Genomic DNA, 22,795 nt, shown 5'->3' with positions numbered 1-22,795 from the left:
ACCCTGACCCGGTCAGCCGACATCGTCCACCTCGTCCACGGTCTTGTCCGGGCGCAACCGGAGCAGGCGCGGAAACCGCAGCCGGCCGTCCGGGGTGCGCTGGCCGTACTTCACCTCGACCACGATCCGGGGAGTTACCCAGCTCGCGCCCCGGGCATCCTCCCTGGGTACCGAACCTCGTCCGGGGGCCGGCACGAACGGCGGCCGCGGCACCCGCAGCGGCTCCAGCACCCGCAGCAGCTCTCGTTCCATGGCCGCGCCGATCCCGCCGCCGACCCGGCCCCGGAAGTCGAGCCGGCCGTCCGGGCGGGGCACGCCGACCAGCAGCCCGCCGATCCGGCGTACCCCCGGACGCCAGCCGCCGACCACGAAGTCGGCGGTGACCTCCAACTTCGCCTTCACCCAGTCCGGCGAGCGCAGGCCCGGCTGGTACGCCGAGTCCAGCCGTTTGGCCACCACCCCCTCCAGGCCGTGTTCGCCGGCCGCCGCCCAGGTCGCCGGGCCGTCCACGAACACCGGCGGTACGGTCCAGCGCGGCCCGTCGAGGCCCAACTCGTCCAGGGACCGCCGCCGCTGCCGGTACGACCACCGGTACAGCTCCGCACCCCGCAGCCGGAGCACGTCGAAGATCATGTACGTCACGGGCATGCTGGCCGCCAGCCGGGCGGCCCGGCCGGCCTCCCGCACGTGCATCCGCTCGGCCAGGGCGGTGAACGACGGCACGCCGCTCTCGCCCAGCACCACCACCTCGCCGTCCAGCAGCGCGTCGTCGAGCTGCCGGGCCAGGCCGGACAGTTCGGGATAGGCGGCGGTGATCTCCACGCCGGATCGGGCCCACATGCTGAGCCGACCGCCCGACACCTCGGCGAGCGCCCGTACCCCGTCCCACTTGAACTCGTAGCCCCACCCGGCGGCGGTGGGCAGGTCCCCGGGCACCGCCAGCATCGGCTTGACTGGCGCGCCTGGCACGTCACCAGCGTAGATCCGCCCGGAAAGGCTCGCGCCCGGTTGCCATGGATGGAATCCTGGTCAATGGTTCTCGAAGGAGGACCGGCAACGGGGCAAGGGGTGCGAGGATGCGGGCAATCTGGAAGGGCGCCGTCTCGTTCGGCCTCGTCTCGATCGGGGTACGGGTCTACTCGGCCACCGAGGAGAAGGACATCCGGTTTCATCAGGTACACCGCTCCGACGGCGGCCGGATCCGCTACAAGCGCACCTGCTCGGTCTGCGGCGAGGAGGTGAGCTACGACGACATCGCCAAGGGGTACGACCTCGGCGGCGGGGAGATGGTCATCCTCACCGACGAGGACTTCGCCGAGTTGCCGCTGACCACCTCGCACGCGATCGACGTGCTGGAGTTCGTCCCCGCCGAGCAGGTCGACCCGATCCTGTACAACAAGGCGTACTTCCTGGAGCCGGAGGGGACCGCCACCAAACCGTACGTGCTGCTGCGGGACGCGCTCGCCGACGCCGACCGGGTGGCGATCGTCAAGGTGGCGCTGCGCCAACGCGAACAGTTGGCCACCCTCCGGGTCCGCGAGGGCGTGTTGCTGCTCAACACCATGCTGTGGCCCGACGAGATCCGTACCCCGGACTTCGGGTTCCTGGACGAGGACATCAGCCCGCGCGCCCCGGAGCTGGCCATGGCCAGCTCGCTGATCGACTCGATGGCCGCCGACTTCCAGCCGGACGCCTTCACCGACGATTACCGGGCGGCGCTCCAGGAGGTCATCGACGCCAAGGTCGAGGGCCGGGAGATCGTGGCGCCCGAGGAGGAGGAAGCCGCGCCGGCCGCCGCCGTGGATCTGATGGCCGCGCTGCGCGCCTCGGTGGACCGGGCCCGCGCCGCACGCGGCGAGTCGGCCGGCGGCGGGAGCGGCAGGGCCGGCGGGAGCGGTGACGGCGGACGGGCCGGTGGCGGTGGCGGTGGCGGTGGCGAGCCGACCCCGATCACCTCGGCCCGCTCCGCCAAGAAGGCGACGTCCACGGAAAAGAAGGCTGCCCCGGCGAAGAAGACGGCGAAGAAGGCATCCGACGCTCAGAAGGCCACCGGGCAGAAAGCGACGGCCGCCAAGAAGGCCACCGGCGCGAAGAAGGCCGCCAGCGCGAAGCCGACCGCCAGCGCGAAGTCGACCGCCAGAAAGCAGCCGGCGAAGAAGGCCCCCCGCAAGTCCGCCTGAGGTGCAAGGAAGGGCCCCTTGTTATCGCTTTACGTAGCGGAAGGGCCCCTTGTTAACGCCCCGATCGCTCCCTCGGGACCGCCCGCTGACACCGGATCGCCCGCTGGCACCGGGTCGCCCGCTGGCATCGGGTCGCCCGCTGGCATCGGGGCTGGTGGGTGCCTCGGTTGCCACGCCGGCTGTGCCGTGACAGGGTCGGCCGCGTGACCAATGCCGACGAACGGGTCGAACTGGTGCCGTACGACGAGCGGTGGCCGGGCCGGTTCACCGCCGAGGCGACCATCATTGCGGCGGCGATCGGGCCGTGGATCACCGGCGGAATCCACCACGTCGGCAGCACCGCCGTTCCGGGACTTGCGGCCAAACCCGTGATCGACATTCAGGTGGGCGTGGCCGACCTCGATGGGGCCCGTCCGTGCATCGAGATCCTGGGAGCGCTCGGCTACTGCTACGCACCGCACCGCGCGGACATCATGCACTGGTTCTGCAAGCCGGATCCCCGCCGCCGTACGCATCATCTGCATCTCGTGCCCACCGGCTCCGCCCGGTTCACCGACGTCCTGGCCTTCCGCGACCTGCTGCGCGCCGATCAGTCCGCCCGCTCGACCTATCTGGGCCGTAAGCGGGAACTGGCGGCGGCACACCCGAACGACCGGGAGGCGTACACGGCGGGCAAGGCCGACCTGGTCTCCGCGCTGACGCGGACGGCGCATGCTCGGGGCCGCGCCCGTCAACAAGGGGCCCTTCCTCTACGTAAAGCGATAACAAGGGGCCCTTCCTTACACTCGCGCCATGACGATCTCTCTCAGTCCGATGAGCCAGGACGAGCTGGACCGGCGGATGCAGGCGCTCGTCGAGCATTACGCCCGGGCCAACGCGGAGGCGCGGGGCATCACCCTCGATGAGGCGATGGCCGATTCCGAGCAGCAGACCCGGGACATCCTGCCGGACGGAATCGCGACGCCGGGGATGCTGCTGCTGACCGGTCGCAACGCTGATGGCGAGGAGGTCGGTTGGCTCTGGCTGGGAATGCCCGGCAATGCCGCCGGCGGACCCGACCGGGCCTGGGTCTACAACATCGAGGTCGATGCCGACCAGCGGGGGAAGGGGTACGGCCGCGGCCTCATGTTGGCGGCCGAGCGGGAGTTGGCCGGCCGTGGGGTGGGCGCGCTGGGGCTGAACGTCTTCGGGCACAACACCACTGCCATGCGGCTGTACGCCAGCCTCGGCTTCGAGATCACGGCCCTGCAACTCGCGAAGCCGCTCCCCCACCGCACTCGGGACAGCATCGGGCCGGACGGTCGCACCCGGATCGCCGGCAGCGCCGCCCCGGAGCCGAGCCGCGTCCCGGTGTCGGGCATCGCCCCGGAGCCGAGCCGCGCGCCCGAGGCAGGCCCCGAGGCGGACCAGGGCGCGGGCCAGGCGGTGTCGCTGGTGCCGATGACGCAGGAGGAACTGGATCGACGGTTGCCGGTCTATCTGACGGAGCAGTCCCAGGCCCAGGCGACCAGCCGGGGCGTACCCCTGGAGCTGGCCCGGGCCCGGGCCGAGGAGGGGGTGGCCGACGGGTTGCCGGATGGCGTGCGCAGCTCCGGTTCGTTGCTCCGGACGGTGCGCGCCGAGGACGGCGCCGAGGTCGGCTGGGTGTGGGTTCGACTGCCCGGCGGCGCCAGCGGTTCGGCCCGGGCCACCCTGAGCAGCCTCCGGATCGACCCTGACCGCCGGGGTCGCGGGTACGGCCGGGCCGCCGTGCGGGCCGTCGAACGGGAGCTGGTCGGCCGGGAGGTGCCCGAGCTGGGGATGCACGTCTTCGGCGCCGACACCGCCGCCCGGCGGCTGTTCGCCAGTCTCGGGTACGCGGTGACCGGCCAGCAGATGGTCAAGCCCATCTAGACAGCCCAACCGCGACGGGTGTTAAGCGGGGGCCCTTGCTATACGAAAAGCGATAACAAGGTGCCCTTCCTTACCTCAAGGCCAGCCAGGCGCGGATTCCGAGCACCCCGGCGGTGGTTCCGATCACGAGCGAGGCGCCGATCAGCAGGACGTGTACCCAGAGAAAGCTGGTGGGGTTGCCGTGCCCGACCACCCCTTCCGACCAGGCGCGGGTGTCGTCCCAGATCGCCACCGCGAAGCGCGGCCAGATCACCCAGGTCCAGACTCCGACGCCGACCAGGAACAGGGACCAACCCCGCGACAGCACCATGACCAGCGAGTATGCCAGGCGCTCGGGTAGCCGTTGACAGGCAACCAGATGGTTGCATATTGTCGAGCGGTGGATGACGACGACGGGGTCTTCCGGGCGCTCGCCGACCCGACCCGTCGCCGGCTTCTCGACAGCCTGCACGGCCGGAACGGCCAGACGCTGAGTGAACTCTGCGCCCAAGTGGGAACGACCCGTCAGGCGGTGAGCAAGCACCTGGCCGTACTGGAGGCGGCCCGACTCGTCGTCACGCTGCGCCGTGGTCGCGAGAAGCGGCACTACCTGAATCCCGCCCCCATCGTGGATCTCGCGGGGCGGTGGATCGGCAAGTACGAGAGCCGGCGGCTGTTCGCGCTGGCCGAACTCAAACGCGAACTGGAGGAGGAGTCTCATGACTGAGGCTGCGTTCGTCTACGAGACCGACATCGCCACGACGCCGCAGCGGCTCTGGACCGCGCTCACCAACGGCAGTCTGACCCGCGCGTACTGGTTCGACCGGCGGATCGAGTCCGACTGGCTGGTCGGCTCGGCCGTCACATTCTACGACGGTGAGAGCGACCGGATCACCGATACCGGGGTGGTACTGGAGAGCGATCCACCGCGCCGCCTGGTCTACAGCTTCCGGTACGAGGATGGCCCGGTCACCGAACTGGACCGTCCGTACACCCGGGTCACCTTCGAGATCGAGCCGCTGGACAGCGGCAAGGTCCGGCTGCGCCTCGTACACGATCAACTCTCCAGCCCGGACGACGTGGCAGGCTGGGAGGCCGGATGGACGCCGATCCTGGCCAACCTCCAGGCGTTCCTGGAGGGCGCCAAGTTGCCGGCCACCGCACCGCCCACCCCGGCCTCCGCCTGAACCACGCTGCCTGGACCGCGCCGGTCGGGTCCTCCGGCTGGGCCGCGGCGACCAGGGCCAGCCGCCGCCGAAACGCGCGCGACCCGGCCGGCCGCCCGCTGAGCCGCAGCGACCCGGGCCGATGGCCGGGCGCCGGCGTCCGGCAGGATGGGGTACGTGGCTGACGCGGTGATCTTCGACCTGGACGGCGTGATTGTGGACTCCGAACCCGTCTGGGAGGAGGTGCGTCGCGCGTACGTCGATCGACATGGCGGGCGTTGGCAGCCCGACAGCCAGCGCCGGCTGATGGGGATGAGCACCGGGGAGTGGGCCACCTACCTGAGCGCCGAGCTGGGCGTCGACCGCAGCCCCGAGCAGGTCGCGACCGAGGTGGTCGACGAGATGGCCGACCGGTACGCCGCGCACGTGCCGCTGCTGCCGGGGGCGGTGGAGACGGTTCGCCGGCTCGCCGCCCGGTGGCCGCTGGGGCTGGCCAGTTCGTCCCCGCCCCGGCTCATCGAGGTCGCGCTGGCCGCCGCCGGGGTGACCGAGGCGTTCCGGACGACCCTGTCGACCGAACGGGTGGCGCGGGGCAAGCCGGCGCCGGACGTCTACCTGACGGTCGCCGAGCGGCTGGGCGTCGACCCGGCCGGGTGTGTCGCGATCGAGGACTCCAGCAACGGGGTGCGCTCGGCGGCCGACGCGGGCATGCGGGTGATCGCCGTACCGCACGGCGCGTACCCGCTCGACCCGGACGCGGCGGAGCGGGCCGCGCTCACCATCGGTCGGATCGGCGACCTGACCGAGGACGCCGTCGCGGCGCTGTGACCGGACCCGCCGCCGATCCACGGACCGGCCCACTGGCTTGCCGCTAACCGCCACATCGGGCGATGCCGGCTGTGATCTGATCCTGAAAAAGAGAGCCGAAGCGTCAAGCCAGCGGGAGTACGACCGACAGCGGACCGGTCCATCGACGATGGACCAGGAGGGCAGATCGGGATGATCCGGCCGCACCGGACCGGCCGGGCGACCGCCACCCGGTCTGGACCTGGTCACCGCTTGCCGGCCGGAGCTACCGTCCAGACATGACCCACCGGCACCTGACCAGGCCGACCGCCGCCGCCATGGCCACGCCGGTCGGTACGCGCACCCGGTCAGTACAGTGGAGACGTGTCTCTATGGGTAGCCGCGTTGTGGGGGTTCGTCGGCAGCGCGGTGGCCGAGGCGCTCAATCTCTACGGGATGATGCGCCCGACCACCGAGTCCAAGGGACGCTGGCAGTGGCCCTGGCGCGATCCCCACGACCGGCCCATCCTGCTGTTCGCGGTGGCGTTACGGACCGCGGCCGGCACCGGTCTCGCCGCCGCGACGGCGGCCGGAGACCTGGCCACCACGCCGTTCGCGGCGTTCGGCTTCGGGGTGACCGCACCGCTCGTGATCGCCAAGCTCTTCGACCAGGTCCGGGTCCTCGACTCATCGTCCACTGCCGACTCGAGACGGCCGGGAGGTAACGACGATGACGGGGCATGACGGATTCCTCACCCGGTTGGCCTCGGCGCTGGCCGCGCATCCCGCCGCCACCGCGGCGTCGGCGCCGCTGCCCACCCGGACCCGGCTGGCCGCCGCGCTCGCGGCACGACCCGTCAGCCGAGTCGGTGGCCCCGTCGGGCCGACCGCGTCGAACGGCTCCCGCCGGTCCGGCTACCGTCCGATCGACCTGGGCGAGAAGCTCGCCGAGCGGGTCCGCTGGGTGGTCGCGGAGATCCTCGGGACCACCGCCGACCAGCTCCGGGTGGACTCCGACGGCGACCTCGCCATCCGCGCCGGTTCCGCGATGATTTTCGTACGTACGCAGGAGGATCCGCCGCTGGTGGACGTCTTCTCCCCGCTGCTGTCCGGGGTCCAGCCCACCGAGACGCTCTACCGCCGGTTGGCGGACCTGACCAGTGGCATGATGATCGGCCGGGTGTACTGCACCGGCGACACGGTGTGGGCGTCCATCCCGGTGTTCGGCCAGGAGTTCCAACCGACCCACCTGCTGGTCGCGATCCGGGCGATGGTCGAGCTGGCGGACGACCTGGACGACCAGTTGCGGCACGAGTTCGGCGGCAGCCGGTTCTTCGGTGCCGAGTCGACCGGCATAACCTCCGTTCCGGATCCCACCGGCTACCTGCGGGACCTCGCCGACTCCGGCCAGACGCTGGCCGGCAGCATCCTGGTGGACCTGCTGGCCGATCGGGGGCGTACCGACGAACTGCGGATCCGCGCCCAGCGTGGCGACTGGCACGCGGCTTCCCGGCTCGCCGCGCTGCTACGTGACCAGGGTCTGACGGACGAGGCCGAGCAGTACTGGCGGATCGCCGCCGACCAGGGCGAGCCGGTCGCCCGGATCGAGCTGGCGACCCTGCTGGTCGGCCAGGAACGGACGACCGAGGCGATCGAGTTGCTGCGCGGGTCCGCCGACGACGACTGGCGCTCGGTGGGGCTGCTGCTGGGCCTGCTCACCGAGCAGGGCCGGATCGAGGAGGCGGTGGAGCTGCTCCGGGCCCGCGCGCGACGCGCCTCCGGCGGGACTCCGCCGGACCGGCCCGCTCCGCGCGGCCGAGCCTGATCGAAGGCGGCACGCGGGCGGCTAAAAGCGGCTCTGGAGGGTAGACCAGGCACATGGCAGGACGCACGGCCATGAGTCAGCGGGAGGAGCCGTCCGCATGAAGGCGATCGTCTACCGCCGTACCGGTGATCCCGAGGTGCTCGAGCTGGTCGACCGGCCGGCGCCCGAACCGCAGCCGGGCGAGGTCCTGGTCCGGGTCGCGGTCTCCGGCGTGAATCCGACCGACTGGAAGGTCCGCCGGGGGGACGGCTCCGGGGCTGCGCCGGCGGGCGGCTGGCAGATACCGGGCCAGGACGGCGCGGGCGTGGTCGAGTCGGTGGGTACCGGCGTCGACGCCGAGTGGATCGGCGAACGGGTGTGGATCTGGGAGGCTGCCTGGCAGCGCCCCTGGGGCACCGCCGCCGAGTACACGGTCGTACCGGTCCGGCAGGTCCAGCGACTCGGACCTGCCGCCTTCGAACTGGGGGCCAGCCTGGGCATTCCGTTCCTGACGGCGCACCGCTGCCTGACGGTCGGCGAGACCATGCCGCGTCGCCTGCACGCCGGGGCACTCGCCGACCGGACGGTGCTGGTCCAGGGTGGCGCGGGCGCGGTGGGCAACGCGGCGATCCAACTCGCCCGTTGGTCGGACGCCACGGTCATCGCCACGGTCAGCAGCCCCGAGAAGGCCCAACTCGCCGTGTCGGCCGGCGCCACGCACGTGGTGAACTACCGGGAGCAGGACGTCGCGGACGAGGTCCGGAAAATCGCCCCGCGCGGCGTCGACACTGTGGTCGAGGTGTCGGCGGCCCGGAACGCCGCGGTCGACGCGCAGGTCCTCGCCCCGTACGGCGCCGTGGCGATGTACGCCGACGACGGCGGCTCCGAGGTCACCCTGCCGATCCGGCCGAACATGGCGCCGAACACCCGCTGGCAGTTCGTACTGGTCTACACCCTGCCCGGCCCGGCCAAGGCGCACGCCGTGGCGGACGTGGCCGCCGCGGCCATCGACGGGGCCATCCGGGTGGGCGCCGACGCCGGACTGCCGTTGCACCACCGCCCGCTCGCCGAGGCCGCGGCCGCGCACCGGGCGGTCGAGGAGGCGACGGTCGGGAAGGTCCTGCTGACCACCGCCGCCGAGGCCGGCTGAGACTGGCCACGTGATCAGGCCGGCGGCGCGGGCGGCTCCAGCGGCTTGCCCCAGGCCCGCCGGAGGTCGGCGACGGCCACTCCCGCCAGCACGAGCCCGGCGGCGGTCAACGCCCCCACCGGGGGCGTCCAGAGCAGGGCCGGGATGAGCAGCACCAGCGCCACGATGGCGACCAGCCGGGACGGGGAGACCCGGGCGAAGACCTCGTGTTCGAAACGGGATCGACCGACCATGAACAGCGCGGGACCGCCGAGGATCACGATCAGCCACACCGGCGGGGTGTGCCCGGTGGGATGCGCGATCACCAGTTCGTAACCGATCGCGCTGGTGACCACCCCGGCCACCATGATCAGGTGCGAGTCGGCGGCGGTGCGGCCGAAACTCGCAGGCTTCCGGGCCTGGCTGACCGCCTGGCCGAGGATCTGACCGGCGCGGTAGAAGTAGATCCGCCAGATCAGGATCGCGCTGCCCAGGGCGACCATGAACGCGACACTGGCGGGGTGCGAGGCCGACCGGGCGGTGAAGGTGAGCCCGTCGACCAGGACGGCCTCGCCGAGCGCGACCAGGAAGAACTGCTGGTACCGCTCCGCCAGGTGCTCGGCGGCGATGTTCAACCTGGAGGTGGTGGACCGGCCGAGGCCGGGCACCGGCCACCCGGTGCGGACGGCCAGGTACTCGGTGCCCAGCGCGACCGTCCAGAACAGCCACCGCGCCCAGCCCTGGGCCAGGACGAAGCCGAGGATCCAGGGCACCGCGGTGACGCAGTACGTGATCAACATGCGCAGCTTCAGGCGCTGCCGGTCGGTGCCGCGCAGCGCGAACGCGAGCAGGAGCGGGCGACTGATCTGGGCGGTCAGGTACGCGATCACGAATGCCTCCCCGCCGCTGCTGAACGCCCGGGGTAGCCCGACGCCCATCACCATGGCCGACCACAGCGCGATGATCACGATGACCTGGACGACCGGTTGGTACGGGTCGTACCGGCTGGTGGCCCAGGCGGTGCCCTGCCAGACCGCCCAGAGGGCGAGCAGCAGGAACGCGGTCTTGGCGCCGCCCGCCACGATCGTCCGGGGGTTGTTGATCCCCGGGTCGGTGGTGAGATCCTCGACGGCTCGGGCCACCACGCGGGTCAGCGTGAAGACGAACACCAGGTCGAAGAACAACTCCAGGAACGAGGCCCGCCGGGTGGCCTCGCCCTTGTGCAGCAGTCGCGCTTCCCGGTCCATCGACCCGCCGTTTCCGCGGGTGCCTCACCCGCTCAGGCAGTCCTAACCCAGATCGCGACCCCGCGCGGGCAGTACCCGGCAAATTGCCGGACCGGCCAGCCGCCGTGTTATGTCAGTTGACGAACGGGAAGTTAACTAGGGGCCCTTGCTATACAAAAAGCGATAACAAGGTGCCCTTCCTTTCAGCCGAGCTGGGTGACCGGCAATTCGCCGTCGGCGTAGCGGGCCCGGACCCGTTTCTTGTCGAACTTGCCGACCGAGGTCTTCGGCACCGCCTCGATGAACGCCCACCGTTCGGGGACCTGCCAGCGGGCCACCCGGGCGCCGAGAAACGCCTGTAGTTCCTCGGCCGTGGCGGTGGCGCCCTCGCGCAGCACGACGGTGGCCAGCGGCCGTTCCTCCCACCTGTCGTCCGGCACCCCCACCACGCACGCCTCCAGCACGGTCGGGTGCGCCATCAGGGCGTTCTCCAGCTCCACCGAGGAGATCCACTCGCCGCCCGATTTGATCACGTCCTTGGACCGGTCGGTGAGCCGGAGAAAACCGTCGGGGGAGAGCGTGCCGACGTCACCCGTACGCAGCCAGCCGTCGTGGAAGCGAGCCGGATCCGGACCGTCGTCCCCGACGTACCGGGCGGTCACCCACGGGCCCCGGACCTCCAGCTCGCCCACGGCCTCGCCGTCGGCGGGCATCGGCTCGCCGTCCGGACCGACGATCCGGGCCCGGACGCCGGCCGGCACCCGGCCCTGGCTGTACCGGTACGACCAGGCCGCGTCGCCGGTCGCCCCGGCCGGCGGCCGGGCCACCGAGCCCAGCGGCGACATCTCGGTCATCCCCCAGGCGTGTACGACGTCGATCCCGTGCTGATCTTCGAAGGCGTGCATCAGCGCGGGTGGGCAGGCCGAACCGCCCACGATGACCTCCCGCAGCGACGAGGTGTCGGTGGGATTCGCGTCCAGGTACGCGAGCAGGTCGGTCCAAATCGTCGGGACCGCGCCGGCCAGGGTGGGCCGCTCGGCGGCGATCATCTCGGCGATCGGGGCGCCCTGGAGGAACCGGTCCGGCATGATCAGCGAAGCCCCGGAGATGAAGGCCGCGTACGGGATGCCCCAGCTCATGGCGTGGAACATCGGCACGATCGCCAACTCCCGGGTGGTGGCGCCCAGGCCGAAACTCTCCGGCATGCAGACCTGCAACGAGTGCAGGTAGATGCTGCGGTGCGAGTACGCCACCCCCTTGGGGTCTCCGGTGGTGCCGGAGGTGTAGCAGAGCGCGGCGGCGTCCCGCTCGTCCAACTCGGGCCAGTCGTACCGGTCCGGCTTGTCGCGCAGCAGGTCGGCCCAGGCGTGTACGGCGACCCGTCCGGCGCCGGCGGCCAGCAGCGGGGCCGGGTCACCGCCGCCGACCACGATCAGGTGCTCGACGGTACGCAGCAGCGGCAGCACCTTGGCCAGCGCCGGGATGAGCGTGCTGTCGACCAGCAGCACCCGGTCCCGCGCGTGGTTGGCGATCCAGGCCACCTGCTCGGGAAAGAGCCGGATGTTCAGCGTGTGCAGCACCGCGCCCATGCTGGGCACCGCGAAGTACGCCACCAGATGCTCGTTGTTGTTCCACATGAACGTGCCGACCCGCTGGTCGCCGGTGACCCCCAGGTCGTCGCGCAGCGCGTGCGCGAGCCGGGCCGCGTCGGCACCCACTTCGGCGTACGACATCCGCCGGGGTTCGGCACCGGTCCAGGTGACCACCTCGGACCGGCCATGCACCGTGCTGCCGTGGTCGAGAATCCGGGAGACCAGCAGGGGTGCGTCCATCATCGTGCTGCGCATGGCCACAAACGTAGTGGCGTGGCTCACACTCCGAAACCCGTAGCCGGCTCGTTTTCGGTGCTCCCGGCTCCGCTCAGCTCCGCCGGTCGTCGGGCCGCGAGTTCCGCCGGTCGTCGGGCCGGGGACGATGATCGATTCTAGGGTGGGGGCATGGGATACCTCTCCTGGACCGAGTCGTACGTCGGCCAGCTACGCGCCCTCGCCGGCGACCAGACCACGCTGCTGTTCGTGGGGGCCCGGGCCGTCGTCCGGGACGACAGCGGGCGCGTGCTGCTGATCGAGCGCTCCGACAACGGGCACTGGGCCATGCCGGCGGGCGCGATGGAACTCGGCGAGTCGATCTCCGACTGCGCGATCCGGGAGGTACGCGAGGAAAGCGGCCTGCGGGCGGCCGCGGTGACCCCGTTCGCCATGTACACCGGCCCGGACCGTACGAACACCAACATGTTCGGCCACACGTACCAGGTGTTCACGGTGGCCTTCCGGGTCGACGAGTGGTCCGGCCAACTGGTGGTGCCGACCGAGGAGACCACCGACGCCCGGTTCTACCGGCCCGCCGACTTCCCCGAGCCGCTCTCGGCCTCGGTGACCGAGACCCTCGCCGACCTGGTGGCGTTCGAACGTACCGGCCACCTCGTCATGAAGTAACCCACCCGCTTCCCGCTTTGACCAGGCGGGTGGGGCGGTCAGATCATGGTCTGGGACTGGGCCTCCATCTCGGTGGCGGCGTCGGCCTTCGACTGTCGCTCCAGCGGCTGGCCACCGGGTGCGGGAGCCGGGCCACCGGCCGGGCCGACCCCACCGGTGGCACCGCGGGGACCGGCGCCCCGCAGATCCCGGTCCGGCAGGGCCAGCGTCACGGCCACCGCGACGATCGCGACCAGACCGGCGACCAGGAACACGGTGTGCAGCGAGTCGACGAAAGCCGTCTGGATCGCCGCCCGGACCGGCGCCGGCAGGGCCAGGATCCGGGACGGTTCGTTGATGGAGATGCCGGTCCCGCCGGCCGCCGCCACCCGGGACTGCTGGTCCGGCGGCAGTTGGGCGATCGCCACCGGCAGTCGCTGGGCGAGCTGGCCGGTCAGCCCGTTCGACAGCACCGCGCCGAGGATGGCCACCCCGAACGAGCCGCCGAGCGACCGGAAGAACGTGGCAGCGGACGTACCGGCACCGAGGTCCCGCATCTCGACGGCGTTCTGCACGGCCAGGATCAGCGACTGCATGCACAGGCCCAGCCCGACGCCGATCACCACCATGTAGACGAAGGCCACCACGAGCGGCGTGTCGACCTGAAGCCCGGTGAACAGCAGCATCCCGGCGACCAGGGTGACCGAACCGGCCACCGGGAACCACTTGTACCGACCCACCCGGCTCATCGCCCGGCCGGACAGCACCGAGGTCACGATGATGCCGGCCATCATCGGCAGCATCAGCAGACCACTGTCGGTCGGCGTGGCGCCCTTCACGATCTGGAGATAGAGCGGGATAAAGATGATCGAACCGAACATCACCAGGCCGAGCACGAAGCCCGCCGCGTTGGCCAGCGCGAATGTCGGCCGGCGGAACAGCCGTAGCGGCAGGATCGGTTCGTCGACCCGGCGCTCCTGGGCCAGGAAGAGCACCGACAGCACACCGCCGGCCACGAACAACCCGATGATCGTCGCCGAACCCCAGGCGTACTGGTTCCCGCCCCAGCTCAGCGCGAGCAGCAGGGAACTCACCCCGGCCACCAGCAGCAGCGCACCCAGCCAGTCGATCGCGTGCTGGCGCCGGGTGAACGGGATCAGCCGCAGCACCCGGAAACAGACCACCAGCGCCACCACGCCCAGCGGCACGTTCAGATAGAAGATCCACCGCCAGTCGTGCTCGGCGAAGTAACCGCCGACCAGCGGGCCGGCCACCGAGGAGAGCCCGAACACCGCGCCGAACAGACCCTGGTACCGGCCACGCTCGCGGGGCGGCACCACGTCCGAGATGATCGTGAAGGCCAGCGTCATCAGGCCGCCCGCGCCCAGCCCCTGGATGCCCCGCGTGATGATCAGCTGGGACATGTTCTGGGACAGGCCGGCCAGCAGCGAGCCGACCAGGAAGGTGCCGATGGAGAACAGGAACACCGGCCGGCGGCCGTACAGGTCGGCCATCTTGCCGTACAGCGGTGTGGAGGCGGTCGAGGCCAGAAGGTACGCGGTGACCACCCACGAGTAGTGGTTGATGCCGCCGAGCTGGCCCACGATCGTCGGCAACGCCGTACCCACGATGGTCTGGTCGAGCGCGGCCAGGAGCATCCCGGTCATCAGGCCGCTCATCAGCAGCAGGATCTGGCCGTGCGGCAGCGCGGGACGGGTGCTGGAGGCGGAGGTCATGGTCCGTTCTCCCCGGACCGATCGGAAACATGCCTGGCACCGGGCCCGAGCCGGACCTGATCACCCCCGAATGGGGCGATATCCGCTCGACAGCGGGCGTCCGCTGGGACAGCATCCGCACGTGCAGCTCAGTCTTCTCCGCCGGCTGGCGATCGACCTCACCCCGCTGCGTACCTCGCGGGACTTCCGGCTGGTCTTCACCGCCACCGGCATATCCGGTCTGGGATCCCTCGTCACGTACGTCACGATTCCGTACCAGGTGTTCCGGCTGACCGAGGACCCGCTGCTGGTCGGCCTGCTCGGGGTGTGTGAGCTGGTCCCGCTGCTGTTCATGGCGTTCGTCGGTGGCGTGCTGGCCGACTACCTGGACCGGCGACGACTGGTCCTCGGCGGGGAGATCGGGTTCACGCTGCTGTGCGGCGTACTCCTGGTCAACGCCCTGACCGACCGGCCACATCTCTGGCTGCTCTACCTGGTGGCGGCCCTGACCGCGGCGCTCGACGGGGTGCAGCGGCCAGCCCTGGAGGCGATCACCCCCCGGGTGGTCACCCCCGAGGAGATCCCGGCTGCCGGCGCGCTCAACTCGATGCGGATGAACATCGTCTCGCTGGCCGGCCCGGCGCTGGCCGGCGTGCTGATCGCCACCGTCGACCTGGCCTGGGTGTACGCGCTGGACCTGGCCACCTTCGCCGTCTCGCTCACCCTGCTGGGGCTGGTCCGCGCGATGCCGCCACCCACCGCCACCGACCGACCGTCGCTGCGGTCGGTGGCGACCGGCCTGAGGTACGCCCGCAGCCGGCCCGAACTGCTCGGGACGTACCTGGTGGACGTGAACGCGATGTTCTTCGGCATGCCGCAGGCGCTCTACCCGTTCCTGGCGGACCGGCTGGGCGGACCGGGGGTACTGGGCCTGCTCTACGCGGCCCCGGCCGCCGGAGCCATGCTGGCGGCGTTGACCTCGGGCTGGGCTCGGCACATCAACCGGCACGGGCTGATGGTGGTGCTGGCCGCCGGCGCCTGGGGGTTGGCCATCGTCGGTTTCGGCCTGGCCGACGCGCTGTGGCTGGCCGTACCGCTGCTCGCCCTGGCCGGTGCGGCCGACGGGATCTCGGGAATCTTCCGCGGCATCATCTGGAACCAGACCATCCCCGATCACCTCCGGGGGCGGTTGGCCGGCATCGAGATGCTGTCGTACTCCACGGGACCGCTGCTCGGCCAGCTCCGCTCGGGCCTCACCGCGAGGTGGACCGGCATCTCCGGCTCGATCGTCTCCGGTGGCGTCCTCTGCGTGATCGGCACCGTGGCGCTGGCCGCCGCACTACCGACCTTCGTCCGCTACGACGGCCGGGAGGGCCGGGCCCGCAAGGAGGCCGAGGAGGCAACATGGACCGCCTCAACAGCCCCGACCGTCTAATTCCCGCCCGGCCAATGCCCCAACCCCACCACCCCACCCACCCCACCCCACCGCCCCACCGCCCCGCCAGCCCGGGGTTGATCATGAAGTTAGCGGCCCGGATGATCTCCAAACCGCCCGCTAACTTCATGATCAACGCGAGGCCGTCAGCGGACGCGGTCAACGGAGGGTGTCAGTGTCAGTGTTTGCCTTCGGCGAACTCTTCGACGATCTTCTTGCAGAACGCCGGCAGGTCGTCCGGCTTGCGGCTGCTGACCAGCCCGTTGTCGGTGTAGACCTGCTCGTCGACCCAGGTGGCCCCGGCGTTGGCCAGGTCGGTCCGTAGGCTGGGCCAGGAGGTCAGGGTGCGACCCTCCACCACGCCAGCCTCGATCAGGGTCCACGGTCCGTGGCAGATCACCCCGACCGGCTTGCCCGCGTCGAAGAAGGCGCGGACGAACCGCGTCACGTCCGGGTCGGTCCGCAGCGCGTCCGGGTTGGCGACCCCACCGGGCAGCACCAGCGCGTCGTACCGGTCCGGGTCCGCGTCGGCCACCGCGGTGTCCACGTCGTACTTCTGGCTCTTGTCCAGGTGGTTGAACGCCTGGATCGACCCCGTCTGCAGGGAGACCAGTTCGGCCGCCGCCCCCGCGTTCTCCACCGCCTCGCGCGGTTGGGTGTATTCCACCTCCTCCACGCCGTCGGTGGCCAGGAATGCGACGCGCTTGCCCTGCAAGATGGTTGCCATCGGTAATCTCCTTCCGGGAGGCTCTGCCCGAATTCCTTCCCGGCCGCACGATCCCCAAACGAACCACCGCCGTGGCCGGCGCCACCGGACCCGTCGCCGTGGCTGACATCGCCTGATCCATCGCCAGCCACCGTCCTGGCGGGCGCCACCGGATCCGTCGCCGTGGCTGACATCGCCAGCCACCGCCCTGGCCGGCGCCACCGGGACTGCCGGTCGCGGGATCGCCGCGTTTGACCCGCTGCTCGCCGGGGATCCGGCCGGGTATGCCGACAGGAGCAGATGAGCAGCACCGCATGGTCGCGGTGGTCAACGGCTGGGTCGGCCGGGGTGTCCTGGTGGTCGGCGACGCCATGCTCGACGAGTGGCGGTTCGCCGACTCGCACCGGCTCTGCCGGGAAGCACCAGCCCCGGTGCTGACCCTCCGCCATCGGCTGGTCGCGGCCGGCGGCGCCGCCAACACGGCGGTCAACCTGGCCGCACTGGGTGGTCGCGCCTCGCTGGTCGCACCGGTGGGTGGCGACGTGGCCGGCGACGAGCTGCACGACTGCCTGGACCGGGCCGGCGTCCAGGACCGGACCGTCTCGGCGCCCGGCCGGCCCACGCCGGTCAAGCGCCGTCTGCTGGCCGGCAACCAGATTCTGGTACGGGAGGACGAGGGCGACGCCGACGACCGGCTCACCGACGAGGTGGTGGGACGCCTGCTCGACTCACTGGGCCGGGCCACGGCCGAACTGCGGGCCGAGACGCGGGGCGATCCCACGCTGGTGATCTGCGATTACGGTCTGGGTGCGCTGCCCGACCCGGTTCGCGCCTGGCTGGTCCGGCATCGGGAGCTGTTCGCCACCGTGGCGCTCGACGCGCACGACCTGACCGACTGGCGCGGGCTCGCCCCGACGGTTGTCACCCCGAGTTTCGCGGAAGCGACCCGGCTGCTCGACACCGCGCCCCAAGCGCTCGACAACGCGCCCCGGCCGCTCGATGACGCAACCCGGCCGCTCGACGGAGCGATTCTCCACCCAGCCACTGAACCAGTCGCCGGGGTCGAGGTGGCGCTGACCGGGGACGAGTTGGGCGTCGACGATCACGAGGTGGTGGCCGCCGGTCCGGACCTCGGGACCGACCGGGCCGCCGTGGCCCGGTCGCGCCTCGCCGAGCTGCGCGAGCGTACCGGCGCGGACGTGGTGGCGGTGACCCTGGACGTCGACGGTGCGGTGGTGGGCGGTGCGGACGGCCGGTCCCGGCGTAGCCACGCCACGCCGGTGCCGCCCAGCCACACGGTGGGGGCCGGCGACGCCTACCTGGCGGCCATGACCCTCGCGCTGGCCGCCGGTGCACCGTTGCACACCGCCGCGCAGTTGGCCCAGCTGGCCGCCACCAGCACGGTTTCGGACACCGGCACCTGTGTCTGCGTACGCGATGACCTGCTGGCGGCTCTCGGCTGCGCTCCGGACGGGGTACATGATGGACAGTGGCCGAGTCCCGTCGATCCGGACGGCCTGGCCGCGCTGGTCGAGCGGTACCGGCTCGCGGGCCGGACGATCGTCTTCACCAACGGGTGCTTCGACGTCCTGCACCGTGGACATGTGCGCTATCTCGACCAGGCCCGGGCCCTCGGTGATGTGTTGATCGTCGCGGTGAACTCGGATGACAGCGTCCGGCGGCTGAAGGGACCGGACCGGCCGGTGAACCCGATCGAGGACCGGGTGGCCGTACTCGTCGCACTGTCCGCGGTCGACCATGTGGTGGTCTTCGAGGAGGACTCGCCGGGATCGCTCATCGAGCTGGTCCGCCCCGACGTGTACGTCAAGGGCGGCGACTATCCGCCCGAGCTGGTCCCGGAGGCACCGCTGGTACACGATCTGGGCGGCGAGGTGCGCACCCTCGGGTACGTCCCGGACCGGTCCACTTCCAAGATCATTGACCGGATCCGCGCACATGCGTTAACAAGGGACCCCTCCTATACCGAAAGCGATAACAAGGGGCCCTTCCTTTCAGGTGGGCGGCGGTGAGTCGACCGCTTGATCCGGGCGACGCGGTCGAGTTCCGGACCGACCGGCTGCTGGACGTGTTGGTACCGACCCGGAACCGGCCGGCCGAGTTGGGCGTCACGCTGTCCGGGCTGGCGGCCCAGCAGGAACCGGTCGGGTTCGGGGTGGTGGTGAGCGACCAGTCCGACGGCGAGCCGGCCTGGGCCGATCCGGCCACCGCCACCATGACGCGGGTGTTGCGGCACCGGGGGCACCCGGTACTGCTGACCCGCCGGCTGCCGCGTCGGGGGTTGGCCGAGCACCGGGCCTACCTGTTGGCGCAGTCCCGAGCCCGGTACGTCCTCCACCTCGACGACGACGTGTGGCTGGAGCCGGACGCCGTGGACCGGATGGTGACCGCGATCGAGGATCTGGGCTGCGGGTTCGTGGGCAACGCGGTACACGGGTTGTCGTACGCCACGGACGTGCGGCCGGAGACCCACCGCCACTACGTGGAGTGGTCCGGGCCGCCGGTGCCGGAGCGGGTTCGACCGGGCACACCGGAGTGGGACCGGTCCCGCATCCATCCGGCGGCCAACCTGCTGCACCTGACCGAGCGGCTGCGGCTGGCGCCGGGCGAGTGGCGCGCGTACAAGGTGTCCTGGATCGGTGGCTGCGTGCTCTACGACCGGGCCAAGCTGGTCGCGGCCGGCGGCTTCGACTTCTGGGACCGGGTCGGTCTGCGGCACCAGGGCGAGGACGTGGCGGCCCAGCTCGCCGTGTTGGAACGCTTCGGTGGTGCCGGCATCCTGCCCAGCGGCGCGTACCACCTGGAGACGCCAACCACGGTCACGGAACGGGACGTCGAGGCCTGGCAGGTCCTGCTCGGCTGAAAGGAAGGGCCCCTGTTATCGCTTTCTGTATAGCAGGGTGCCCCTGTTAACGCCCCGAGAGGTGAAGACTCAGCCGCCCATCAGATCGGCCACCGCGGCCAGCACCTCCGGCACCGGTACGTCGGCGACGAAGGACTCCCGGTGCGCGCAGCCATCACCCGGCCGATCCGGGTAGATGTCCCGACTGCAGTCGGCGCCGCAGACCGGGCAGTGCAGGGTCCACGAGATGATCGGCCGGTGTCGGGCCCGCAGCGGCGTCGCGCAGTTGATCAGGTTGCCCACCCAGAAGATGCCCACGGTCGGCGTGCCGACTGCGGCGGCGACATGTATCGGCCCGGTGTCGTTGGAGACCACGACGGCGCAGCCGGCGAGGAACCCGAGCAGGCCACCGAGGGACAGCGCGCCGCTGAGATCCCGCACCGGGCGCCGGGCCGCCGCCACCACCCGGCCGGTCAGCTCCCGCTCTCCCGCCGAACCGGTCACGAACACGTCGTACCCGTCGGAAACCAGCCGGTCCGCGACGGCGGCGAAGCGGTCGGCGGGCCAGCGGCGACGCGAATCGGTGGCCCCGGGGTGCAGCGCGACCCGCGGGCGTCCGGTGGGACCGGTCACCGCCAGTGCCTCGGCCCGATCGGCGTCCGTCACCGCCAACCGGGGCGTCCAGGTGACCGGCTCCGCGCCCACCAACCCGACCACCTCCAGGTGGCGCGCGACCTCGGGCTGGTAGATCACGTACCGTAACCAGCGATCCAACGGCGGCGCGGCCTCGGCCCGTAGCCCGACCGTGAGCCGGGCCCCGAGGCCGGAAACCAGTGGATTCGAGTTCGCGCCCCCACCGTGCAGCTGGACCGCGAGGTCGATCGGATCTCGGCGGGCCGCCGCCCGGAACGCCTCGGTCGACGTCTCGGGCTCGTCCGGACCGGCCGACCGGATCCCCGGGGCGGGCGGGACCACCAGCACCCGGTCCACCGGGCCGGGTCGGTCGCCGGCGAACAACCGGGCGTGCCAGGGTGCACCGAGCAGGACCAGCTCCGCTTCCGGGTACGCCGCCCGGAGCGCCTCCAGCGCGGGCAGCACGAAGATGAAGTCGCCCAGGGCGTTCGCCCGGAGCACGGCGATGCGCCGGACACCCGGCACCCGATCCGACGCCCCGGCACCGCTACCGGCACCAACGGAGACCGAACCCAGTCGGCCAGCGCCGTCCGGCACCGAACCCAGTCGGCCAGCGCCGTCCGGCACCGAACCCAGTCGGCCAGCGCCGTCCGGCACCGAACCCAGTCGACCAGCGCCGTCGGACGCCGAACCCAATCGGCCGGCAATGTCCGGTGCTGGTGAGGCCGTCGTACCGTCCATCCGTCAGCTGGGCTGGCGCAGGGTCGTATCGGTGACGTCCCGGTGGTGCAGCTCCCGGTCGACGGCCGGATCGACGGACCCGCCCGCGGTACGTGGTGGTCGCCCACCCGGGGGGTGTCCGGCCCGGCCGACGGTGATCGTCCGGCGGCGGCTCCGGCCGGCCCTGGGCAGGTGGATCGTCAGTAGCCCGTGGTCCATCACCGCGTCGATCCGGTCGGCGTCGGTTTGGCTGGGCAGGGTGATCCGATGCTCGAAGCAGCGCACCTGGGAGCCGGTCCCGGGCATTCCGAGGTCGCTGTTGACCTCCTCCTCGGATCGGGCCCGGATGCACAGGTCCCGATCGTCCAGTTCCACCGCGACCTCTTCGGGTGCGACGCCGGGCAGCCGGGCGAGCACCTGCCAGCCGTCCTCGGCCTCCACCAGCTCGATGTCCGGGGTGCCGCCACCGGAGCCGACCAGCGCCGTACCGACCAACCGCCCCAGCTCGGCGCGCAGTGCCTGGAGCTCGGCGAGCGGGTCCCACCCCCGGTCGGCGCGGCGTGGTTGGCTCACAGCGCGTCTCCCATCTGGCCGAGTTTGCTGTTGGGCGGGCCGGCCTGGCGCAGCGAGCTGGGCGTGTTCAGGGTGGCGTCCGGGTCGACCCCGACGCCCAGCCGGTCGACCAGTTCGCCGCCGAACCAGGCGCCGACGGTCGCCCCCGCCAACGCCACCACCTCGATGGCGAGCAGGCCGCCGCCCGCGCCGCGCTCGACCGCCGACGTCCGGACCGCCCAGACCCCGGCGAAGAGCACGAGAACCCCGGCGTTCACCAGGGCGTGCATGATCCCGACGCGCTTGGCCCGGGTGCCGGCCGGGATGGCCAGCAGGTCGAACAGACCGGCCACGGCCGCGAGGATGCCCACCACGAGCCCGACGACGATGTTCCAGTACGCCACCTCGCCGAGCACCCACGGACCGCCAAGCGCGTCCACCACGTCGAACCCGACGCCGGTGACGAACAGGGCCACCGGGAACATCACCAGCATCGGATGCAGGGGATGTCCGAGGACCTTCAGTCGGCTCTCCATGTCGCCTCCCGTGCGACGCGGGACGGGCGGCCCGCCGCGACGCTCTCCGGCGGATTTCGGTGGTACGGGGTTGACAGCGTCAGCCGTCCGCCGAGCGGGGGCAAAGCCGCCACGGTCCCCGCACCCACCGATATCTTCCCGGATTTATCACCTCTTTGCGGCGACTCGCCCGTTTAGCCGTCCCCCGGACGGGAAGCCGAGCGATCCGCCACCCAGACCCGCGCTGAACCATCCCGCCCGGGTCGGCACCTCGACAGGCATGGACGGAGGAAACGTGATCACAGTCAAGAAGATCTTCACCTGGCTCTTCGTGGGCTTCTTGATCTTCTTCATGGCCTTCCGCCCGGACGGGGCGGCGAACACGGTACGTGGCATCGGCGGTGGGCTGATGGCGATCGCGCAGGGCCTGGGCGACTTCCTGACCAGCCTCTCGGCCTGACGACACGCGGGTCCGCATGGGTCGCCGGGCCGGCGGGCCTCCACCCCCGCGGACAGGTGGCCGGGCTCGCGCCCGCTCCCGGGACCCGGTCGAGCCCGTGCCGAGCGGTCGGGCCGGCTTCGCGGCAGGATGTCGGGATGATCGGTCGACTGGAGAAGACGGTGCTCGACTGCCCTGACCCGCGCGCCCTCGGGGCGTTCTACGCGGAGATTCTGGGCATGCGCGTCAACGAGGACAGCGACGAATGGGTGGTCATCGGGGTCGAGCCGGGCGCCCGGCAACTCGCCTTCCAGCGGGCCACGGAGTGGGTACCACCCCGATGGCCCGACCCGCAGCGCCCGCAGCAACTCCACCTGGACATCCGGGTATCCGACGTGGACGAGGCAGAACGTCGGGTGATCGCGCTCGGCGCCCGGCGGTTGCCGGCGGAACGCGAGAGCGGGTTCCGGGTGTTCGCCGACCCGGTCGGTCACCCGTTCTGTCTGGTGTACGGCTGAGGTACGACCTGTCGCGGTGCCCCGGCCTCCGCCGACCCGATCGCACCTTCGGGCCGGCGGAGGCC

General features: G+C 71.5%; 24 protein-coding genes. 15 read left to right on the top strand and 9 right to left on the bottom strand.

What is annotated here, in order from left to right:
- Positions 1 to 12: 12 nt before the first annotated feature.
- Positions 13 to 969: a non-homologous end-joining DNA ligase gene (gene ligD / locus ACXN5W_RS02400; RefSeq protein WP_473156454.1), complete on the bottom strand. Its 957-nt coding sequence runs from the start codon at positions 967 to 969 to the stop codon at positions 13 to 15.
- A gap of 107 nt (positions 970 to 1,076) precedes the next feature.
- Between ligD and ku the strand changes: the two genes are divergently transcribed.
- The 3 genes from ku to ACXN5W_RS02385 all read left to right on the top strand — a co-directional run bounded on the left by ku (position 1,077) and on the right by ACXN5W_RS02385 (position 4,073).
- The gene (ku, locus tag ACXN5W_RS02395) at positions 1,077 to 2,180 is read left to right on the top strand and encodes a non-homologous end joining protein Ku (protein WP_473156453.1); all 1,104 of its coding nucleotides are present in this window, start codon (positions 1,077 to 1,079) and stop codon (positions 2,178 to 2,180) included.
- A 203-nt stretch (positions 2,181 to 2,383) separates the two neighbouring features.
- Positions 2,384 to 3,085 carry a GrpB family protein gene (locus ACXN5W_RS02390; RefSeq protein ID WP_473156452.1) on the top strand — a complete coding sequence of 234 codons (702 nt, stop codon included), beginning with the start codon at positions 2,384 to 2,386 and terminating at the stop codon, positions 3,083 to 3,085.
- Positions 2,973 to 4,073 carry a GNAT family N-acetyltransferase gene (locus tag ACXN5W_RS02385; protein ID WP_473156451.1) on the top strand — a complete coding sequence of 367 codons (1,101 nt, stop codon included), beginning with the start codon at positions 2,973 to 2,975 and terminating at the stop codon, positions 4,071 to 4,073. Before ACXN5W_RS02390 ends, ACXN5W_RS02385 begins: the two co-directional genes overlap by 113 nt.
- A 70-nt stretch (positions 4,074 to 4,143) precedes the next feature.
- Here ACXN5W_RS02385 and ACXN5W_RS02380 read toward each other — a convergent pair whose 3' ends face one another.
- The gene (locus ACXN5W_RS02380) at positions 4,144 to 4,383 is read right to left on the bottom strand and encodes an SCO4848 family membrane protein (RefSeq protein WP_473156450.1); all 240 of its coding nucleotides are present in this window, start codon (positions 4,381 to 4,383) and stop codon (positions 4,144 to 4,146) included.
- 69 nt (positions 4,384 to 4,452) lie between these two features.
- Here ACXN5W_RS02380 and ACXN5W_RS02375 point away from each other — a divergent pair, with 69 nt between their 5' ends.
- The 6 genes from ACXN5W_RS02375 (at position 4,453) to ACXN5W_RS02350 (ending at position 8,958) form a co-directional block, all read left to right on the top strand.
- The gene (locus ACXN5W_RS02375) at positions 4,453 to 4,779 is read left to right on the top strand and encodes an ArsR/SmtB family transcription factor (protein WP_473156449.1); all 327 of its coding nucleotides are present in this window, start codon (positions 4,453 to 4,455) and stop codon (positions 4,777 to 4,779) included.
- Positions 4,772 to 5,239 (top strand): SRPBCC domain-containing protein, encoded by a 468-nt coding sequence (locus ACXN5W_RS02370; RefSeq protein WP_473156448.1) that lies wholly within the window; start codon positions 4,772 to 4,774, stop codon positions 5,237 to 5,239. The genes ACXN5W_RS02375 and ACXN5W_RS02370 overlap by 8 nt, the downstream gene beginning before the upstream one ends.
- Before the next feature lie 156 nt (positions 5,240 to 5,395).
- Positions 5,396 to 6,046, top strand: a complete 651-nt coding sequence (locus ACXN5W_RS02365; RefSeq protein ID WP_473156447.1) for an HAD family hydrolase — start codon at positions 5,396 to 5,398, stop codon at positions 6,044 to 6,046.
- 342 nt (positions 6,047 to 6,388) lie between these two features.
- Positions 6,389 to 6,748 carry a hypothetical protein gene (locus ACXN5W_RS02360; RefSeq protein WP_473156446.1) on the top strand — a complete coding sequence of 120 codons (360 nt, stop codon included), beginning with the start codon at positions 6,389 to 6,391 and terminating at the stop codon, positions 6,746 to 6,748.
- Positions 6,735 to 7,829 carry a T3SS (YopN, CesT) and YbjN peptide-binding chaperone 1 gene (locus ACXN5W_RS02355; protein WP_473156445.1) on the top strand — a complete coding sequence of 365 codons (1,095 nt, stop codon included), beginning with the start codon at positions 6,735 to 6,737 and terminating at the stop codon, positions 7,827 to 7,829. The genes ACXN5W_RS02360 and ACXN5W_RS02355 overlap by 14 nt, the downstream gene beginning before the upstream one ends.
- Positions 7,830 to 7,926: 97 nt before the next feature.
- On the top strand, positions 7,927 to 8,958 hold the full coding sequence (locus ACXN5W_RS02350; protein ID WP_473156444.1) for an NADPH:quinone reductase: 1,032 nt from the start codon (positions 7,927 to 7,929) through the stop codon (positions 8,956 to 8,958).
- A 14-nt stretch (positions 8,959 to 8,972) separates the two neighbouring features.
- Here ACXN5W_RS02350 and ACXN5W_RS02345 read toward each other — a convergent pair whose 3' ends face one another.
- The gene (locus ACXN5W_RS02345; protein WP_473156443.1) at positions 8,973 to 10,184 is read right to left on the bottom strand and encodes a low temperature requirement protein A; all 1,212 of its coding nucleotides are present in this window, start codon (positions 10,182 to 10,184) and stop codon (positions 8,973 to 8,975) included.
- Between the two features lie 182 nt (positions 10,185 to 10,366).
- Positions 10,367 to 12,010, bottom strand: a complete 1,644-nt coding sequence (locus ACXN5W_RS02340; RefSeq protein WP_473156442.1) for a fatty acid--CoA ligase — start codon at positions 12,008 to 12,010, stop codon at positions 10,367 to 10,369.
- Between the two features lie 150 nt (positions 12,011 to 12,160).
- Between ACXN5W_RS02340 and ACXN5W_RS02335 the strand changes: the two genes are divergently transcribed.
- Complete coding sequence (locus ACXN5W_RS02335) at positions 12,161 to 12,658, top strand: NUDIX domain-containing protein (RefSeq protein ID WP_473156441.1); 498 nt, start codon at positions 12,161 to 12,163, stop codon at positions 12,656 to 12,658.
- A gap of 38 nt (positions 12,659 to 12,696) precedes the next feature.
- Here the strand turns inward: ACXN5W_RS02335 and ACXN5W_RS02330 are convergent, their stop codons facing one another.
- Positions 12,697 to 14,373, bottom strand: a complete 1,677-nt coding sequence (locus tag ACXN5W_RS02330) for an MDR family MFS transporter (protein ID WP_473156440.1) — start codon at positions 14,371 to 14,373, stop codon at positions 12,697 to 12,699.
- A gap of 121 nt (positions 14,374 to 14,494) precedes the next feature.
- Between ACXN5W_RS02330 and ACXN5W_RS02325 the strand changes: the two genes are divergently transcribed.
- The gene (locus tag ACXN5W_RS02325) at positions 14,495 to 15,787 is read left to right on the top strand and encodes an MFS transporter (RefSeq protein ID WP_473156439.1); all 1,293 of its coding nucleotides are present in this window, start codon (positions 14,495 to 14,497) and stop codon (positions 15,785 to 15,787) included.
- A 178-nt stretch (positions 15,788 to 15,965) separates the two neighbouring features.
- On the opposite strand, the gene ACXN5W_RS02320 is transcribed toward ACXN5W_RS02325, so the two are convergent.
- Positions 15,966 to 16,514 carry a type 1 glutamine amidotransferase domain-containing protein gene (locus ACXN5W_RS02320; RefSeq protein WP_473156438.1) on the bottom strand — a complete coding sequence of 183 codons (549 nt, stop codon included), beginning with the start codon at positions 16,512 to 16,514 and terminating at the stop codon, positions 15,966 to 15,968.
- A gap of 263 nt (positions 16,515 to 16,777) precedes the next feature.
- Here ACXN5W_RS02320 and rfaE2 point away from each other — a divergent pair, with 263 nt between their 5' ends.
- The gene (gene rfaE2, locus ACXN5W_RS02315) at positions 16,778 to 18,523 is read left to right on the top strand and encodes a D-glycero-beta-D-manno-heptose 1-phosphate adenylyltransferase (protein WP_473156437.1); all 1,746 of its coding nucleotides are present in this window, start codon (positions 16,778 to 16,780) and stop codon (positions 18,521 to 18,523) included.
- Complete coding sequence (locus ACXN5W_RS02310; protein ID WP_473156436.1) at positions 18,520 to 19,374, top strand: glycosyltransferase family 2 protein; 855 nt, start codon at positions 18,520 to 18,522, stop codon at positions 19,372 to 19,374. Before rfaE2 ends, ACXN5W_RS02310 begins: the two co-directional genes overlap by 4 nt.
- A 69-nt stretch (positions 19,375 to 19,443) precedes the next feature.
- Here ACXN5W_RS02310 and ACXN5W_RS02305 read toward each other — a convergent pair whose 3' ends face one another.
- From ACXN5W_RS02305 to ACXN5W_RS02295, 3 genes are all read right to left on the bottom strand, one after another.
- Positions 19,444 to 20,562: a glycosyltransferase family 9 protein gene (locus ACXN5W_RS02305; RefSeq protein WP_473156508.1), complete on the bottom strand. Its 1,119-nt coding sequence runs from the start codon at positions 20,560 to 20,562 to the stop codon at positions 19,444 to 19,446.
- 168 nt (positions 20,563 to 20,730) lie between these two features.
- Positions 20,731 to 21,279, bottom strand: coding sequence for an Hsp20/alpha crystallin family protein (locus ACXN5W_RS02300; protein WP_473156435.1), 549 nt, complete (start codon positions 21,277 to 21,279; stop codon positions 20,731 to 20,733).
- Entirely contained in the window at positions 21,276 to 21,794 is a 519-nt protein-coding gene (locus tag ACXN5W_RS02295) for a DUF2231 domain-containing protein (RefSeq protein ID WP_473156434.1), read from the bottom strand. The genes ACXN5W_RS02300 and ACXN5W_RS02295 overlap by 4 nt, the downstream gene beginning before the upstream one ends.
- Positions 21,795 to 22,068: 274 nt before the next feature.
- Here ACXN5W_RS02295 and ACXN5W_RS02290 point away from each other — a divergent pair, with 274 nt between their 5' ends.
- Positions 22,069 to 22,233: a hypothetical protein gene (locus ACXN5W_RS02290; protein ID WP_473156433.1), complete on the top strand. Its 165-nt coding sequence runs from the start codon at positions 22,069 to 22,071 to the stop codon at positions 22,231 to 22,233.
- A gap of 137 nt (positions 22,234 to 22,370) precedes the next feature.
- The gene (locus ACXN5W_RS02285; protein ID WP_473156432.1) at positions 22,371 to 22,730 is read left to right on the top strand and encodes a VOC family protein; all 360 of its coding nucleotides are present in this window, start codon (positions 22,371 to 22,373) and stop codon (positions 22,728 to 22,730) included.
- Positions 22,731 to 22,795: the final 65 nt, after the last annotated feature.

The organism is Plantactinospora sp. A48, from assembly GCF_055793945.1.
Note: the sequence above shows the minus strand (reverse complement) of the source record. Positions and strands in the feature narration are given on the sequence as shown.